The organism is Sulfurifustis variabilis, from assembly GCF_002355415.1.
Classification (GTDB): Bacteria; Pseudomonadota; Gammaproteobacteria; order Acidiferrobacterales; family Sulfurifustaceae; genus Sulfurifustis; species Sulfurifustis variabilis.
In genome coordinates this window covers 3051974-3069622 of the sequence record NZ_AP014936.1, presented here as the reverse complement: position 1 = coordinate 3069622, position 17649 = coordinate 3051974, and the positions used below count along the sequence as shown (strand labels likewise).

The 17649-nt window shown below is 60.9% G+C and carries 9 protein-coding genes; 5 read left to right on the top strand and 4 right to left on the bottom strand.

Going from position 1 to position 17649, the window contains the following annotated elements; genetic code table 11:
* Positions 1 to 52 precede the first annotated feature (52 nt).
* Entirely contained in the window at positions 53 to 3352 is a 3300-nt protein-coding gene (locus tag SVA_RS14835) for an ATP-binding protein (protein ID WP_096461962.1), read from the top strand.
* 372 nt (positions 3353 to 3724) lie between these two features.
* Here the strand turns inward: SVA_RS14835 and SVA_RS14830 are convergent, their stop codons facing one another.
* From SVA_RS14830 to SVA_RS14815, 4 genes are read right to left on the bottom strand one after another with little or no spacing between them, the layout of a single operon-like run.
* Positions 3725 to 4081, bottom strand: a complete 357-nt coding sequence (locus SVA_RS14830) for a hypothetical protein (RefSeq protein ID WP_148665503.1) — start codon at positions 4079 to 4081, stop codon at positions 3725 to 3727.
* A gap of 36 nt (positions 4082 to 4117) precedes the next feature.
* Positions 4118 to 6268 carry a helicase-related protein gene (locus SVA_RS14825; RefSeq protein ID WP_096461960.1) on the bottom strand — a complete coding sequence of 717 codons (2151 nt, stop codon included), beginning with the start codon at positions 6266 to 6268 and terminating at the stop codon, positions 4118 to 4120.
* Entirely contained in the window at positions 6265 to 8085 is a 1821-nt protein-coding gene (locus SVA_RS14820; protein WP_096461959.1) for a phospholipase D-like domain-containing protein, read from the bottom strand. The genes SVA_RS14825 and SVA_RS14820 overlap by 4 nt, the downstream gene beginning before the upstream one ends.
* Positions 8073 to 9200 (bottom strand): hypothetical protein, encoded by a 1128-nt coding sequence (locus SVA_RS14815; RefSeq protein ID WP_096461958.1) that lies wholly within the window; start codon positions 9198 to 9200, stop codon positions 8073 to 8075. The genes SVA_RS14820 and SVA_RS14815 overlap by 13 nt, the downstream gene beginning before the upstream one ends.
* A 101-nt stretch (positions 9201 to 9301) precedes the next feature.
* Between SVA_RS14815 and SVA_RS14810 the strand changes: the two genes are divergently transcribed.
* From SVA_RS14810 to SVA_RS14795, 4 genes are read left to right on the top strand one after another with little or no spacing between them, the layout of a single operon-like run.
* Positions 9302 to 12874 carry a helicase-related protein gene (locus tag SVA_RS14810; protein ID WP_169924123.1) on the top strand — a complete coding sequence of 1191 codons (3573 nt, stop codon included), beginning with the start codon at positions 9302 to 9304 and terminating at the stop codon, positions 12872 to 12874.
* A gap of 9 nt (positions 12875 to 12883) precedes the next feature.
* Entirely contained in the window at positions 12884 to 13798 is a 915-nt protein-coding gene (locus SVA_RS14805) for a nucleotidyltransferase domain-containing protein (protein WP_096461956.1), read from the top strand.
* The gene (locus tag SVA_RS14800) at positions 13779 to 14399 is read left to right on the top strand and encodes a Cap15 family cyclic dinucleotide receptor domain-containing protein (RefSeq protein WP_096461955.1); all 621 of its coding nucleotides are present in this window, start codon (positions 13779 to 13781) and stop codon (positions 14397 to 14399) included. The genes SVA_RS14805 and SVA_RS14800 overlap by 20 nt, the downstream gene beginning before the upstream one ends.
* Entirely contained in the window at positions 14399 to 17638 is a 3240-nt protein-coding gene (locus SVA_RS14795; protein ID WP_096461954.1) for a DUF1156 domain-containing protein, read from the top strand. The genes SVA_RS14800 and SVA_RS14795 overlap by 1 nt, the downstream gene beginning before the upstream one ends.
* Positions 17639 to 17649 lie beyond the last annotated feature (11 nt).

The following is a 17649-nucleotide window of genomic DNA, read 5'->3' as shown; positions in this document are numbered from 1 at the left end:
CCGGTGGCTTGAAGAAAGGGAGTCGATCACTGCTTTACGGTTGGGAAGGAGCATGTCGGCCGACGACACATTAAACGATGCACGGCATGAGGTGCTGGTAGAAAACACCGCACAGGCCGTTCACAAGCACTTGAGCAAGCTGTTCCAAGAGGAAATCCGTTTCCGCAGTAGGTGGGTGTGGGAATTGCTGCAAAACGCCCGGGACGCCTCTCCCGAGGAGGGGGTCAGCGTGTGGCTTATCCAAGAACCACACCGTGTAGTTTTCAGACACAACGGCGTGCCGTTCGCCCACAAGAGCATCGCACACCTGATTTACCACGGTTCTACCAAGTACGACATTTCCGACTCCAGCGCAATCGGCCAGTTCGGTACCGGTTTCCTGACGACTCATCTGATTTCGAAGACCGTCGAGGTTAAGGGCAGAACGGACGGCGGAAGGCAGTTCCGATTTCTGCTGGACCGCCGGGGTAACAATGCAGATGAACTTAAGGCGGCGATGGATGCGTCTTGGGAGGCGTTCACTCAGTCCCTGACTGAAGGACCGTTCAACGACGACGGCGGCTTCACAACCGAGTTCGCGTATCCATTGGTCAGCGACATAGTGGGTGTCGTTGAAGAAGGCATAGCTGATCTGATCACGAACGCCGCGTACCTGCTTGCCTTCAATGGCAGGATCAGGTCGCTGCACGTGGAACAGCTGAATCGCTCTGTCACTATCAAGAAGGGGGTTTGCAGACCGATCTCTGAAGCGGCTCACCGTCTCCAAGTCGAGGAAGGTGCCCCCGGTGACGCTCCGGTGTCACGCTATGTGGCCTTTATCGCGAATGACGAAACCTCTGTAGCTGTCGAAATTGCGGGGGTCGGTGCCAATTGGTCGATTGCCGAGCAGGGACAGATTCCGCGCATCTTCGTGGCGTTCCCGCTTACGGGAACCCGCGATTTCTGCTTCCCGGTCGTGATTAACAACGAAAAGTTCCAGCCTCGCGAGGATCGTGACACGCTTGTGCTCATTCCGAACCGCGAGGGCAAGCACTTAAACATGGTCCGCATGGAGGGGGCGTGTGACTTCGCCGCGCGTCTAGCAGTACTGGCGGCGGAAGAAGGCTGGCGTGGAGCCGCTACGCTTGCGCGGCTGTACCCATTGCACCAGTGGGATTGGGTTGACACCGACTGGTTCCGTAAGTTGCTGGTCGAGCGCTTCATCGAGCCGCTTCGGGCTGCGAAGGTGATGATGACCGCCGCTGGTGCGAGGATTGCTCCTAGTGCTGGCATGATCCCGCTATTTGCCGATCCCGAAGCATGCTGCGATCTGTGGGATCTGACGGCGGAGGTCAAGGACGCTTTAGGGCAACTTCCTCGACGCGATGAGGCTCACACTTGGGCCGACAATCTGAAAAGTTGGGCGCCCTTCCTCCCCGAAGCCGTCGAGCAACTAAGCGAGAGCCTGACCCTGCAGAAGCTCTGCGAGCAGGTTTCCGCATGGGGAACCGTGGAAGAGGTTGGCAAGCAACTCGGCGAGGCCGTTGACCCCATCGCGTGGCTGAATCAACTACACACGCTTATCAGCAAGACCAGTCATGTCGAATTGTTCGAGCAGGCGCGGCTTATCCCCAGCCAGGGCGGTGCGCTCAAGAAGATTACCGAGCTGAGGCGAGACTCCGGCATAGACGAGGAGTTAAAGGATATCGCGGAGAGTCTGGGTCTGCCGACGCGGGATGACTTGCTTGACCAGCGAATGCGTCTGAAGGAATTCTTAGAGCTACAGCCTAAGACGGAAGGAGAGGTCCTGACGGCAGCAGCCCAGGCGCTCAAGGATAAGGCTAAGTCTGTTGACGCCGCCTTCGGACGGATCGCGGTGCGCTTCTTTGTCTGGCTTGTCCGTCACGACAAGACCGACAGGTTGGACGGGTTTCCAGTATTGACGCGAGCAACGACCAAAGAGGATGCCGGGCTTGCAACGCTCTTTCGCGATCCTGCTAAGAGTGACGAGAGGTTGCTCGCCCCCATTGGTTGCTGGCCAGAGCCAGCTCGTCTGGTAGCCGACCTGTTTCCTAAGCGGCTGACGCTGTCAGACATGTATCACGAGGCACTTGCCGACGAGGCTCTTTGGCGCGGAATAGCAGACAAAGGTTATGTTCGGCTCAATCCCCTGTTCAAGACGCAGCGGCGCCACATCCCCTTCATACCGGATGAGCCGCTACCTGTATCCGAGAAGGATAAGAAGTTGAAACACCGCACCAAAGACTCAGTAGAAGTCTCTGCGTTAGCGTTTTTTGAGAAAGACGAGACTGGGCTAGATGCTGTCAGACGCAGCAAAACCCGCGCAGTCAGTCTCCTGCTGTTCCTCGCGACTCACGTGCTGGAAGTTGACTCGGACGCGCTCGATACAGTTGAGGCTGATTGCGAGTGTGGGGAGAAGCATCATCACTATCGTGCAGCTTGGCTCGTGCCCATGTGGGACCGGCAGTGGGTACCTTTGGGCGACGCCAAACAATCCTCAGCAACAGCGGAAAGCATAGCGCAACTGTTCGTCGGCCGAGAAGAGGAGCTGCGACAGTTAACGGCGGGTAAGGGTAGGAAACTTCTGGAAGCGCTCAACATCAGTCTAGCCGATCTGTCCCTGCGCGCCGTTGCTAAGGACGAAGATACCCGTATCTCCTTGATCGACTCACTGACCGATATCGTACACGCAGCCGAGAATGACTTGGAAAAGATCAGACTCGTTGCCGGAGAGATCAAGCAGTCGCCAGGGTTACTCGATGAGATTCGGGAGCATCGCGAGAGACGGGAGAAGGTCCAGCGCAACCAGTCATTCGGTGCTGAGGTGGAGCGGCTGCTTAAGGAGGCGTTGCAGGGTCACGGGCTCAAGGTCACCCGCACCGGTGTGGGGTCGGACTACGAGGTCGAAGAGGACTACCTTGTCGACGACAAGGAGGTCATCTTAGAGGTCGAGAATGGCCACCGGTCATTTCTGGTCGAGGTCAAGGCAACGGTGGGCAAAGTCGCGAAGATGACCGTGACGCAGGCGGAGACGGCTGTACACCACAAGGACAGGTTCATCCTGTGCATAGTCCGGCTGGACTCACCCGATACAACGCTAGAGATCGTGCAGGAGCGGTGCCGGTTCGTCATGAATATTGGTCATCAAATTGAGCCGGTTTTGGAGGAATACCGCCGATATCAGGAAACGAGGGACGAAGCCTGCACCCGCGTTGGCGAGGTGGAACTTATCGTCCACGACAGCGAAGTGCGCTTTGCGGTGGGCGATGGCGCATGGACGAGTGGACTGTCGCTACATGACGTGGTGGAACGAATTCTACGTGCATGCAGTGGCACCGTATCTGCCACGTAGGTGTTGTGTCACTCCGTCTGCGAGCATAAAGTCCGGTGCGCGCTCACTCTTTGCAAGGATCTGAGCTCACGACAGTCTCAGGCGAAGTGCATTCACGAGTCTTCGAGACTAAGCGGAGCTTGCCTTGGCGGCGCGTCAGGCGATTCTCGAGATCACGCACCCGGGACTCGGCGCCGGGCGTGAACATGGCTCTGAGCAGCTCCAGCTCGAGCTCTGCTCGTCGACCCTCAATGATGTCCCAGTCTCTCATTGTTTTGGACCAAGCCTACCCCAACTCCACGTGAATGCAATCGCCTGCCCGTTCCGCTGTACACGAGAAAATCCGTCGCCAAGCGGACTTAATCAAACACGACAGCCATAAAGATCTATCCTTCAGGCGACAAAATCATCATCAAACTGGTTACGCCTGCGTCGGCGCTTGTAATCATCGGCGCTGTTTGAGAACGTGATGTCGTAGACCGGTGTCAGGAACGCGGCGCCAATGAGTCCCCAGCCGGCCGACAGAATGAACACGTCACGCACCCGACCCGGACGATACGGGGTCCCACCCCAGTATTGGTCCTTAGCCTCTCTCTTCCTGAAAGAAGTACAGGCCCCGTGCAGGCCAACCATCCGGCCCGCGCATTGGGACAGCATTCTCGGTCTCCCGCATTTCTTGGTGAGCTTCTCCAGAATCGAATAAAAGCGCCTGAAGTCTTCGAGTCGTTGGGACGAAGTGGAGTCGCTCATGCTAATGGTTCGGAGTGCGCGTTCGAGTATCCCGCTTTACGGTGGGAACGTCATGCGGTATCGCTCAAGGTCATCGACCTCGCGGTTTTGGTCCAGCCAAGTACCCGCACCCAACAAAGCGTGCATCATTTCGCACCGCTGTTTGACCCGTCGCGCGATTGTTTCTTCGTAGCTCCCCTCCTCATAGCAATAAACGACCTCGACCGGCATCCTGCGGCTACGCATACCGCCCAAGCGGTGTACCCGACCGATACGTTGCTCGATGAGCGCGGGATTCCATGGCAGGTCGTAGAGCACGACGCGACGACAATAATGATGTAGGTCGATTCCTTCCTGTCCTTTCCGAGATGCCACCAGGATCAGAGGTGCGCACGGCAGATTGAACTTTCGGTCGTTTCCCACGGTGTCGGGTTCGCTTTCGTCACCGCCCGAAACCTCGCCGTCATAGCGCGCCACAATGGGAAGCTGACGTCCCCTACCCGCCACCGACGCCAAGAAGTCAAAGACCGTCTCGTAGTCGCCTGCAGATCGACGCTGAGCCTCAAGCGCCTCTTCGTGTCTCAGCCACCAGGCACTCAGCGCACGTGTCGTTGCTTTCTCAGGAGCGTCTGGCGAGGACGCAATCACCTTGGCAACGGTATAGGCCTGCCGGAGTGTCGGTATTTTCAGTGTTCGTCGCACTCGTTCGACTCGCTGACGCCAGCGCTTACTTGCGCGCCGGAAGTTCGATGCCAGATCCCTGATTCGAGGATCTTCCAGCAACGCCTCGACAAGGATCGCGGATGTCTCGGTTCGATGTGTGAACACCACCGTCTTCTCACCGTTCGCAGCGAGCTTCGCGAGCTGCTCCACAGCCTCACGGAGCTTGGGGTCGAGCTTGACCGAGTCGGTGAGTGCTCTTTGCAACCGCAACACCCACGGGTCGTCGCGGAATCGCGCCAACGCGCCGTTCTCCAGTGAGTCGAGCGTTGCGCCCCAGCTCGAGCAGAGCGTCTCGCGAAGGCTTGCGACGTGAGTCCGCTCACCGGTGTTCAAAACATTCGAGATCACGCGTTCGAGCACCATGCTCGGAAGAAGTGCCTTACCAGTTGCCTTTCTGGTCCAGTCGAGAATGCGCCGCTCCTTGCGGTTGTCCCAGGTGTCTCGGACCATCCGACTTCTCAGCGCCCCTTCCAATTCTTTGCGTTGCGGGAAGTCGACGCGATCCGATATGGCACGCTCGTAGTCGGCCAGCGGCAGCTGGCGAATGGCGGATTCATAGTCGCGTTTCGCGCTCGCCGCGTGCTGAAACTCGCGGAGCCGTCGCCGCAGTTCGTCGAGCGTGAGCGCGAATGGCGTGGCCGTTACCCAAACGCCTTTGCGAAACTTGCCGCTGAGCAGATGCGTTACGACACTGCCGCGCCTGCGACCCTCGAGCTTGTGCGCCTCGTCTACAATCAGCAGATCGATCAGGGGGCGGATTTGCAGACTGCGCCCCGCTTCGGTATCGAGAAAATCCTCGATGGTCCGGTGGGACCGTGGCCGCCATTCTCGCGTTACAGGATCGAAGGCGTCTCTCAGCATCGTCACAGCCGCTGCTTTATTGACGCTCGCCGGGCGCCGAGGTACGGCACCGCCGTCCGGGACAACCGCCTTCACCAGGCGCAGCCTTGCTCCGCGCGAGAGACGCACACCATGAGCACGGTAGGCCAGCCTCAGTGCTCCCAGTAGACAGCGACGGCGACCCTCGTGACTGTGAAATCGCTTCAGGGTGTCGTAGGAGGCGAACAGTATTGCCGACGTTCTGGATGTTTCCTCGAGCGCGGCGACGAACTCCTCGTACTGACTCGACACACGCGGCTTCCAATCCGCATCGAAACGCCCGGCCCAGCACGGGTCGACCATCTGGCGAACTTCCTGGCTCCAGCGCGCCGCCCAGGTCTCTGCCATCTTGCGGTTGTGGGTCAGCACCAGGACACGAGCGCGGCGTGTGGAAGTGAGCGTAGCGAAGGCGAGAGCGAGGGCGATGTAGGTCTTTCCCTTGCCGACCTCATCGCCCAGGATCACGCCCGGCACGTCTTCGCGGTGCAGGCGGCTCCAAAGGCCCCGGGCTCGGCCATTCTGAGCACGCAGCTCGCCGCGCTGTTCGGGCGAATACTGCTCAGCAAAGCGCGCAAGATCGATTTCGTCGAACGGTACTTGCTTCATGACAAGGTTTCCGTCAGCGACCGCCAGTGTTCGAGTGGTTCTTGCGGCAGGTCCACGGCCGACAACCGTCGTCTGAGGTCGTCCCTGAGATTGCGGGCCTTGCGCCCTCCCCCGTTTCGCCCGGTGGTCGCCTGTATCAGTGCTTGCACGACCTCGAGGCGGACCCACAGCCGCCACGTCCGCTCAGTGGGATCGGACGCAGCTGCCGAGTCGTGGACGTCAAATATCTTCTCCAGCAGATCCAGGTGTCCGGTCGCGCGCGCCGCTCTGCCGGCACCGCTGTCGGTGATGACCGCGATTGCGTAACGCATGCGGTCGGCCAAGTCGCGCACTCGTTGACTCAGTAGGAACGAAGCCTGACCGTCCGGACTCCTAGCAGTGCCACTGTTCGTCTCGCCATTGCGTACGGCGCGTGCCGTCGGCAAAGCCCCGAGCTGCGCGAGCCACCATTCTGGCGGGGGTTCTCCTTGCTCCGGAAGTTCGGCCAGCGCAAGCCGCGACTCGATAGGGATCACGATCGGGCACCAGCTTCGGCGAGTGGCGTTCATACGACTGACGGTCTCGAGCCGGAGATCAGCATTACGAATCACGAACCCCTTCACGTTCCCCTCGGCCGGTACGGCGAGCTTCTTTCCGGCATAGAACAACCAGGTGAGTTGCGCGTACTCGGGGGTCCGCCACTCGAGCTCGAGTTCGCGACGAAACGGATGATAAGTGGCCGATTTGAGAGCATGCCATCCAGCTGTCGTGATCGACTGTGGCGGTTCAAAGGCGCACTCTGATAAAGGCTTGAATCGCCGACCGAGCGGCCGAAGCAGCCCATCGACCTCTTTCCAGCGCACAGCGAACTCACGGGCGAGTTCGACGTTGGCACGGGCACCCTTCTTGAGAAGGGCTCTCTCCGTCAAGTTCGGTGAACCCGTCAAGACAGTCGCGCGCGCGCCCTGTCTGCCATGCCGGACGGCCAGTAGCTTGGCGTGCAACGGGTGCTGGTCCGACGGGACGCCACAAAAGGCCAACCGGTCCTCGCGCACCCGAGGGCCGAAGGCTTGCGTGAATAGCGCCTTGCTCGCCTGGAGTGCGGGTCTACCGTCCGTGCGTGTGACCTCTGGCAGAAATATGCGGAACGCTGCGCCCGGATACCGCTCCGCCAGCACCTTCAAGGCTGCGGTCTCGATCGCAGGTCCGGCCTGATCGCGATGATCGAGGAACGGTGTCACGACGTAGACGCTATGCGCGTGTTTCACACGACCGAGGAGTCCATCCAGGAGGGCGGAGTCCAGGCTTGTGACGCTCCGGTTCCGGACGTCTGTCCGCGCACCGCTCGCTGCTTTAAATACCCGCCTCGCGGCGTCGACCCCCTGGCTGGCCAGATTCCGCACCAGCTCGCGGACACCGTGTGGTAGTTTGCACCGCTTGTTATCGTGAAAGGTGACGAGCTCCCGGTTGACCGTATAGCCCGCGCGCGTCAGGTTAAGCGAACCCTCGATCCATACGACGTGATCGTCGAATAACAGGAGGAGCAATTTCGGATGGAACAGGTTGTCTCCTGTCCAGCAGTGCACGTTGTAGGTCACCGTGTGGCCGCGGTAGTGACGGTGATCGCAGACCACATCGACCGGGATCTCTCGCAGGCGATCGCCGCCTTCGGGGTGACACTCGGCCAGCGCGTCGAGCAGCTGCTCAAAATAGCTACGGTCGAAGGTGAAGGTGCACGCCAGAAGCGCCTCGAGCCGATCGAGGCCCGCGCGCCTAGCCGCGTCGAGCACTCGCTCGACCGCCGCAACCGGCTGGATCTCGACCTTCACCCCGCCCATCGCGTCTCCTGCAAAAGGGTTCGCAGGTTCGTCAAACGAAAGTCGGGGTCGCCACGCTCCTTGGGCAGCTGCAGCGCAGATCGCTCGCCGAGCTCCTGTAACCATCGTTCCGTTCCGCGCGCACCCATGATCTCGTGGTGCCAGTCCAGCAACGTCTCGGCGGACAGTCGCCCACTGGCGACCCTCTCGATCTGAGCGCGGATGGCCTTGGCGAGCACTGGCTGGCCGGGCCACACGGTATCGATCACTTCGAGCTTCACGAGCTGTCGCCCCATATTGGCAAGCCGCCGCACCGTTGCATCGGCAAGCCGCGGTACGAGACCCGCCAGGAGGTCACTGAACAGCCCGCGCAACCGTTCCTCGAGTTCGGCCGTCGCGCCGGTTGCTGCCGCGATACGTCGCTGGGGTTCGAGTAATTCACGGCCGCCAGCGAGCCGCAGCCAGTCCAGGGTCGGATGGCGCCGCACCGCCTGGGCAGAGCTATACATCCTTATCCGCCCCTCGCTCGCCTCGCCCTTGTCGAACAGCCGGCGCCCGAGTTTCGGCCAGGCGCTACGCACGTCAACGGACGAGAAGATGTAGTCCAGTTTTTGCCAGCTCCCTGGGCTGGCACCGTCCCACTCAAATCGGGGATCGCCAAGAAGCTGCGTCACGGCCTTTTCGCCGATGACGAGTTCGCCGGGCCTTACGAGCCCGATCGCACGCACAGACTCGACGTAGTTACCCAGCAGCCCCACACCGCGTTGATCCTGGAGGATAGGTGCCTGGATGTCCGGACGCTTTCCATTGCAGATGTCTGCGATGCGGCGCTTGCCCAAATACCGACGGCGGGCCGAGCGGTTGCCAGGATGGCGGTGCCAGTACTGTTTGAGGCCCCGCTCGAACGCGGCGAACAACGGCCAGATGTCCCGATCGATCGACCGCGTCGCGCGGCTTTTGGCCCAGCGAAGGCCTACGACCACCGCCACGTAGTGCTCGGCATGACGAGTGGCGCCGGTGAGGAACGGTGCAAGCACGTTCGCCATGGCTTCACGTAACGCATCAAACCCGAGGGGATCGATGGGCCGGGTTGACACAAAGCGATAAGGCTCATTCCAGAAGAGCTCGCTGCGCATTGCTATCTCATTGCAAGTTTCGCGACCCGACTCTGACAATCCGTGTCTTGATGGCGAATTTAACATGTGATATAGATCATGTTCAAGAGCACGCGACCAATATGAAGGCAGAACAAATTCGAGAGCTGCGCAAGTCAATGGGCCTCACCCAGCAGCAGTTTGCCGAACTGCTGGGAGTCTCCTTTGTCACGCTCAACCGCTGGGAAAACGGCCAGTTCAAACCATCGGCGATGGCGCTCTCGAAGCTGCAGGCGCTTGCTCGTCGTGGCGAGGTCCCCACGATGGCGGCGGCAGGTGCACCCGTGCCGGCAAGTGCGACGATTGAAGAGAATCGGCTCGACTTCCTGGGCGACGCCAACGCGCTTCGGGTACTCGTGGAGGGGGAGCGGCTGTCCTATGGGCACCTCTTCAATCCCGCGTTCGCCGCCGAGATCAGCGAGATCGATCCGCTGCCACACCAGCGTATCGCCGTCTACGAGCGGATGTTGTGCCAAACCCGTTTACGGTTCCTGCTGGCAGATGATGCCGGTGCCGGTAAGACCATCATGACGGGTCTATATGTGCGCGAAAGCCTTACGCGCCGAACCATCCGCCGGGTCTTGGTTGTGGCGCCCGCGGGTCTAGTGGGGAACTGGTACCGGGAGCTGCGCAACCTGTTCCAGCTCCAGTTCAACATCGTCGTAGGTAGCGATGCCAGAGAGCGCAATCCCTTTGTCGGACCCCAAAGCGACCTGATCGTAGTGAGCGTGGACAGCCTGCGCAGCGCACGCCTTTTTAACAACCTGCGCGATCCGACCGTCGTGCCTTACGACTTGGTGGTCTTTGATGAGGCCCACAAGCTGTCGGCTAACCGTGACCCCGACGGCACATTCCGTCCCACCGACCGCTATCGTCTCGCCGAAGCCATCGCCGGTGTCCGGGAGCTACCTGACGATTGGAAAATGCCTTGGGCGGCACACCACCTGCTCCTGCTGACGGCCACACCGCACATGGGTAAGGATTTCCCGTACTACTGCCTGTGGCGACTCCTTGAGCCGGAGCTGTTCAGCACCGAAACCGCGTTTGCCCGCTTCCCGCGCGAGTCTCGCAGCCGGTACTTCATCCGGCGCGTCAAGGAAGAAATGGTCGACTTGCGCGGCCGGCCGCTTTATCCCGAGCGTCTGTGCAACACGGTGAGCTACGAGCTCACGCAAGGCGACGTCAGCGAGCAGGCTCTCTACGATCAGACCACGGCTTATATCCGTCATTACTACAACCAAGCGCGTCTGCTGAACCGCCAAGCGGCACGCTTCGCAATGACCGTCTTCCAGCGGCGGCTGGCCAGCAGCACTTGGGCCTTGCTCTGCTCTTTCCGTAACCGTCTCGACAAGCTGGACAGGCTCATCGATGACATTCAGTCCGGACGGATTCCGGAAGAGGAGCTGCGCGCCCAGCAACAGCGGATCGACAGGAAGATGCGCGAAGGCAGGCTGATGGACGTGTTGGCGGCAAAGACGGCCGATGAGGAATCTGTCACGGACGGCGCGGAGGAACACGAGGAAACCGAGGCCGAAGCCTTGGGTGCCTTCGTCGCCACGAGCCTGGCCGAGCTGCTCGCCGAGAGGCAAAAGGTACTGGAACTGATCGGGCTTGCCGAGGCGGTACATGCCAGCGGTCGCGAATCCAAGTTCGACCGGATGAGCGCTCTACTCCGTGCCGCCGAGTATCGCGACCACAAAGTCATCATCTATACCGAGCACAAGGACACCCTTGAGTTCCTGATGCGTCGCCTGGAAGGTATGGGCTATGCCGGGCAGGTTGCCTTCATCCACGGCGGCCTCAACTTCGAGCAGCGCGACGCCCAGGTAGAACAGTTCCGCCGACCTCACAATGGAGAGCGCGGCGGTGCTCGCTTCTTCGTCGGCACCGACGCCGCAGCCGAGGGCATCAACCTCCAGTTCTGCTGGATCCTTATCAACTACGACGTCCCGTGGAACCCTGCACGCCTCGAGCAGCGGATGGGTCGTATCCATCGGTATGGCCAGAAGCGCGACAAAGTCGCCATCATCAACCTCGTGGCCGGCAAGACCCGCGAGGGCCGGGTAATTAAGACGCTGCTCGATAAGCTGGAAGAAATCCGCAAGCAGCTTGGCTCGGACAAGGTCTTCGATGTCGTTGGCCGCATTTTCGAGGGGATCTCCCTGACCGAATACATCCAGCGTGCCGTCGAATCCGACGATGAGGCGGACCGTAAAGCCTTGGAGATTGCTGGCGAACTCACCGCCGAGCAAATCCGCGCGCTCGAGGCGAGAGAGGAGCGCATCTACGGCAAAGGTGGCGAGGTGAAGGCCGCCTTGCCGCAACTACAGGAAGCGCTTGCCATCGAAGAGATGCGCCGGCTCCTTCCCGGTTATGTGCGTCGCTATCTCGAGCACGCTGCGCCGCTGATCGGAGTTGATCTGGTGGGTAACCTCGACGGGCAGTTCTTCCTGCGGCCGCGGCGGCGTGGCGTGCTGGAGAGCTTGATTTCCCTGCTCGAAGCCTATCCGGAATCGGCCCGCAATCGTTTTACGGTCTACCGTCCCCCAGACTCGCGGGATGCCATCTTCCTCCATCCCGGCGAACCGGTATTTGAACGCCTGTCTGCTCTCGCCATCGAGCAGAGTCGGAATGCTGGTAAGCGGGGTGCGATTTTCACGGACGCTTCGGGCACCGCGCCTTATCTCTTCCATGTCGCCCGAGTCACTGTCGTGCGCGCGGTCGATCCGGGTTTCCCCGCCTTTCACACCGAGGATGTTATCGAGCAGCGACTTGTCGGGCTCAAGCAGTATGCCGATGGCCGTATGCTGGAGGCGCCTGTGGAGCAACTCTTGCTCCTGAAGCCGACTGCCAAGGCTGCGCCTTCCAGCGTGGTGTTCCTCGCGAGTAGCGAGACCTGGCGCCTCGCGGCCGAACAGCACATCAGTACCGAGCTGCTCGGCAAGCTCGCCGAGCTGCAACAACTCGCCGCGCGGGAGCGTCTCGTTGAGACCGAAGACCACCTTGTTCGGGCCTATGACTACCAGGAGTCGGAGCTTGCCGCCGCCCGCAAGCGCTACACGGAGAAGGCACGCGAGGGCAACCGCGCGGCCCAAGTCGAGCTGGAACGCATCAAGGAGCAGCAAAAGACCGTCACCGAGCGCCGGGCCGTGGCGATTCAGCAGGCTCGCCGGGAGGCCCAGCTGATCCAGGCGGGCAAAGTAGAAATTATCGCCACGGCGCTCGTTCAGCCTTCCCAGGACCTGGAGGACATCAAGGCGCGCGACACGGCGGTCGAACGCATCGCGATGGAGGTGGCGATCGCCCATGATGCGGCCCAAGGCGCCGATGTCCGGGATGTGTCCACCCCGGAGAAGGCGCGACTGGCCGGACTCTCCGACTATCCGGGCTTCGATCTCCTTTCGAAGCGGTCGAATGATGAGCGCGGCATCGAGGTCAAGGGGCGGGTCGGGACCGGAGAGATCGAGCTTACCGAGAACGAGTGGGCGCGTGCCTGCAACCTGCGGAACCGATACTGGCTTTACGTTGTTTTCGACTGTGGTTCCGCGCAGCCTCGGCTATTCAAGGTGCAAGACCCCTTTGGCAAGCTGATCGCCAAATCCCGCGGCAGCGTGGTGATCGGCTACAGCGAAATTGTGCGCAGCGCGTCGGAGTGAGGAGCAAGCATGGGTATCCCGGAAAATCAGCTGGACACGTGGTCACGTCAAGGTGCTACGGCATCCGCTTCAGCAATCTACGAGCGCATCCGAACCGCGCTGCTGGCCGATGTCGCGCTGTCCAGTCAGAATTTCGATGTGTTTCTTCAGGGCTCGTACCGCAACAGCACCAACATCCGGGGTGACAGCGATGTGGATGTGGTGGTCAAGCTCAAAGACATCTTCCAGCCGGACTACAGCCAGCTCGACGAGTTCACCAAGGGTAAGGTCAAGGCAGGGCACCGAGACGCGACGTATACGCTGACTGATTTCCGTCGCGACGTCTCCGGCGCCATCCGGCGTGCCTTCCCGAATCACCACATCACCGAGGGCGGGAAGAGCATCAAGATTCCGAGAACGGCCAACAACATCCCCGCCGATGTCGTGCCCTGTCTGGAGTACCGGCTTTATCGTCCGCTGCAGACCTTGCTGGGGGATGCCACGTACATCGAGGGTATCTGGCTGTCGGATGTGCAGCGCAACTACGCCGTCACCAGTTTCCCGAGGCAGTCCTACGAAAACGGCGTGGCCAAGCACGGCAGGACGAACGACTGGTATAAGCCGACCGTCCGCATCTTCAAGAACGCTCGTGGCTGGATGGAGGACAACGGGCTGATCCAGAGCGGCATGGCATCGTCTCATGCCATCGAATGCCTGCTCTACAACGTGCCCGACCAGCAATTCGGCCAAAGCTGCCGCGACACCTTCGTCAATGTCGTGAACTGGCTGAACGCTGCGGACATGAGGAACTTCGTCTGCCAGAACGGCATCCAGCGGTTGTTCGATCCAGGCCGCTGGACGACACAGAACGCGCGCGCCTTCATCGGCGCGTTGATCCAGATGTGGAACCAGTGGGGGCAGCAGTATGCACGGGTACGCATCTGACAACTTCTTCCGTGGGCCCAAGGTGTATTTCGCCTTCGGCGCGCTAGCCATTGGCGCGGCCAGTGCCCTACGTGCGATGGTCGTGCTTCCACCTATGGCCGGGCATGTGGATGCCGCCGCGCTCTCTGCGGGCGCGATCTACGCTGCGTTGATCTTCCTGTACGAGCGTTGGGGCTGGCGCTGGCTATCGACTCTGAAGAACCTCAATGGTACCTGGGCGGGGGAGATCACCTCGTCGCACAACGGGGGCGCACGGGTGCCCTGTGTGATGCGAGTCCGCCAGAGATGGACGCGGATGGCGATCGAGCTCGAAACGGAGCAGTCGCGTTCACGCACAACCATGGCTGCGCTGTATGAAGAGCAGCCGGGCGACATCGGTTTGAAGTACGAGTACGTGTGTGAGCCCAGAAATCTTGCCGCGCAGACGATGCAAACGCATCGCGGTGTCTGCACGATGGCTATTGCCGAGGGTACAGATGGTTTGCGCTTGAGCGGGGACTACTTTACCGGTCGCGGCAGAGAAACCCGCGGTGAAGTAACTCTGCACCGCATCAGCCGAGATTTTCTCGGTTTCGGCGCTGCTCTCAAGAGGGAAAATTAATGAACGACAAACGTCTCATCGAAGTCGCCTTCCCCTTGAAGCAGGCGTCCATTGACTCGGTGCATGAGAAAAACGTGCGCCATGGGCATATCTCTACCTTGCACATCTGGCCGGCACGCCGCCCGCTCGCGGCCAGCCGCGCCGCGCTTATCGCGACCCTGCTACCGGACCCGGGTGACAAGGAGAAGCGCGATGAAGTCCTCAAGCGCCTGGGCGGAACGCTCAAGAAGACCCTCAAAAAGAAAAAGATGCCCAATGGCCGCACCGAGGAGATCGAGTCCTGGGAGACCGAAGGCGGCATCCTGCACTGGGGCAACGAGTCGGGCCCGGACCTGGATTGGTTCCGGGACGAGATTCGCAAGACCTATGGCGGTCGCGCACCGAAAGTGCTGGACCCGTTTGCCGGCGGTGGCGCCATTCCGCTGGAGGCCATGCGCCTGGGCTGCGAGGTGACGGCGGTGGACATTAACCCCGTGGCCTGGTTCATCCTCAAGTGCACTCTGGAGTATCCGCAGAAGCTCGCCGGGCAGAAGAGGAAGCTCCCGGACTTTGCGCTGCAAGACTTCGAGCTCATGGCGGCGTACTTCAAGGCCAAGGGCCTCAAGCCCGCCGAGATCAGGCGCTATCTTCGGCAGCTTGTCTCGTCCACGGAGAAAGAGGCTGGGGCTGATGGCATCGAGCAGGGCGAAAACTTCGATCTGCTGAGTCATCCCGACCTCGCCGACGGGTTGCTGGAGGTGGACCTCGCTTGGCACGTGCGCGCCTGGGGGCGTTGGGTGCTCAAGGAGGCGCGGAAGAGTCTCGCGCGGTTCTATCCGGCATACGCCGAGTACTGCACTTTGAAGCCTTACCGCCGAGTGCCGCTGGACTCAGGCGACACCTTGAAGCCCGTCCCCACAAACGAAAGCGGTGAACTACAGGTGGGTCTACTGAATGCGGGATACGATGAGGATTATCTCGCCAACCCCAAGAATCCGCGCTGGGTGGCCAAACCCACCGTCGCCTACCTCTGGGCGCGGACAGTCCGCTGCAAGGCCTGCCGTGCCACGGTACCGCTCCTGAAAACCCGCTGGCTCGCCAAGAGAGACAACAAGCGCGCGCTGCTGACCATGCGTCCCCTCGAAGACAAATCCGGCGTCGTGTTCGGCATCGACCCGGACGTCCAGGTCAAAGGCGGTAACGCCGCGCAAAAGCGGGAACATGACAAGAAACTCGGCGCAGGCACCATGAGTCGAGCAGGTGTTGCCTGCCCCTGCTGCGGCACCATCATGACTATGGAGGATCTGCGCATGGAAGGCCGCGCCGGGCGCCTGGGCGCGGTGATGACGGCGGTAGTGGTCGATGGCCTCAAAGGCAAGGAGTATCGCCTGCCCACCAGGCACGAGATCGAGATGGCACGTGGCGCTGAGGCCGAACTAGACAGGGTGTTCGCCGAGATTCCTCATGGTCTGCCGACGGAGCCGCTAGCGGGAGCAGATGCGCTCGGCTTTCGAGTACCGCTCTACGGCCTCGACCAGTGGCACAAGCTATTCGCGCCGCGGCAGTTGCTGGCGCTTGGATGCTTCGTCAAGGCCGTTCGCGCCGTCCCGCAGCGGCTGACTTCCTATGATGCGGCCTGGCGAGAAGCGCTCATTGCCTACCTGCAATGCGGCTTCGATCGCATGCTCGACTTCAATTCCAGCATTCTTGCTTGGATCACGAGCGTGGAGGCGATCGGACATACCTTCGTGCGTTTTGCGCTGCCGATGAATTGGGACTTCAGTGAGTCTGCGCCTATTAATGACGTGCGCGGTGGATGGTGGATGTGCCTGGATGCGATTGCAGAGTCGTTGGAGACTATCCAGCGCGCGACCAATACAGCGGCATCTGTACCATGTGCGCTTAACCAAAGTGCCATCACGTGCCCCGACCCCGGCGCCTTCGATGTGATCGTGACAGATCCACCGTACTACGACGCCATCCCATACTCGGACTTGATGGACTATTTCTACGTCTGGGATCGGCGTCTACTCACCGGGCTATCGGATGCCTACGAGAGAGCGTTCGCTGACCAGTTGGGACCGAAATGGCGCGCCCAGGCCGACGACGGAGAACTCATCGACGACGCTTCTCGCTTTGGTGGTAACAAGGAAGCGTCCAAGCGCAATTACGAAGCGGGCATGGCGCGCGCATTCCGAGCTTGTCACGCTGCCCTCAAACCCGAGGGACGCCTCGTTATCGTCTTCGCCCACAAGCAGCCCGATGCCTGGGAGACCCTGGTTTCGGCGATCATCAAGGCGGGCTTCGTGGTCGACGGTTCGTGGCCGATCCAAACAGAACAGGTGGCACGCATGCGCGCCCAGAGTTCGGCGGCATTGGCATCCTCCGTCTGGTTGGTCTGCAAAAAACGCGATCCTAGGGCCCGGGCCGGCTGGGATGCCCAAGTCATCAAGGAGATGGAGGCTAACATCGTCACGCAGTTGCGTGATTTCTGGGATGCAGGAATTCGCGGTCCGGACTTTGTCTGGGCGGCTACCGGCCCGGCGCTTGAGGCCTACAGCCGGTATCCGGCGGTGAAGAAAGCTTCCGAGCCGGGGGCGCTGATGGGGGTGGATGAGTTCCTGCGCCACGTCCGCCGCATCGTCGTGGACTTCGTGGTCGGGCGGGTGCTGACCCACGGGCAGGGCGAACCGGTGCCGGGTGACCACCCGCTCGATGATGTGACTACCTATTATCTACTGCACCGTAACGACTTCGGCCTCGGGGAGGCGCCGGCGGGCCCGTGCATCCTCTATATGATTTCGTGTGGCCTGTCGGAACGCGAGCTTATTGATCAGTATGACCTGCTGGCCCGGGGCGGCCGGTCTGAGCCAGGAGTGGAAGACATCGAAGCGGTCGAGGAGGGAGAGGAAGCGGAAGCTGAGACTTCGGGCGGTGGTGGGAAGTTCAAGCTCAAGCCCTGGTCCGCGCGCCGCCACCGGGCACTGGGCGAGGATGGGGCAGGGAGTCGCCCAGCCCCTCTTATCGATCAAGTTCACAAGCTCATGCAACTCTGGAAGGCAGGCGACGTGGCCAAGGTGAACGACTATCTTGACCGCAGAGGTTTGCGCCGCAGCCATATCTTCGCGCAGCTTATCCAGGCATTGATCGAGACGAGCCGCGACGAGGGGCAAGGCGACGAGTGCTCAATCCTAGAGCGACTCGCTAACCATTTGAGGGCGATGGGTAGCACAGCGCAGGGTGCACTGACGCTGGAATAGAAGATCACAGG

Excerpts from the sequence above, each read along its gene's own strand:
- SVA_RS14835 (WP_096461962.1), top strand. The coding sequence starts at position 53 with ATGTCGGCCGACGACACATTAAACGATGCACGGCATGAGGTGCTGGTA.
- SVA_RS14825 (WP_096461960.1), bottom strand. The coding sequence starts at position 6,268 with ATGAAGCAAGTACCGTTCGACGAAATCGATCTTGCGCGCTTTGCTGAG.
- SVA_RS14800 (WP_096461955.1), top strand. The coding sequence starts at position 13,779 with ATGCACGGGTACGCATCTGACAACTTCTTCCGTGGGCCCAAGGTGTAT.
- SVA_RS14820 (WP_096461959.1), bottom strand. The coding sequence starts at position 8,085 with ATGGGCGGGGTGAAGGTCGAGATCCAGCCGGTTGCGGCGGTCGAGCGA.
- SVA_RS14795 (WP_096461954.1), top strand. The coding sequence starts at position 14,399 with ATGAACGACAAACGTCTCATCGAAGTCGCCTTCCCCTTGAAGCAGGCG.
- SVA_RS14805 (WP_096461956.1), top strand. The coding sequence starts at position 12,884 with ATGGGTATCCCGGAAAATCAGCTGGACACGTGGTCACGTCAAGGTGCT.
- SVA_RS14830 (WP_148665503.1), bottom strand. The coding sequence starts at position 4,081 with ATGAGCGACTCCACTTCGTCCCAACGACTCGAAGACTTCAGGCGCTTT.
- SVA_RS14810 (WP_169924123.1), top strand. The coding sequence starts at position 9,302 with ATGAAGGCAGAACAAATTCGAGAGCTGCGCAAGTCAATGGGCCTCACC.
- SVA_RS14815 (WP_096461958.1), bottom strand. The coding sequence starts at position 9,200 with ATGCGCAGCGAGCTCTTCTGGAATGAGCCTTATCGCTTTGTGTCAACC.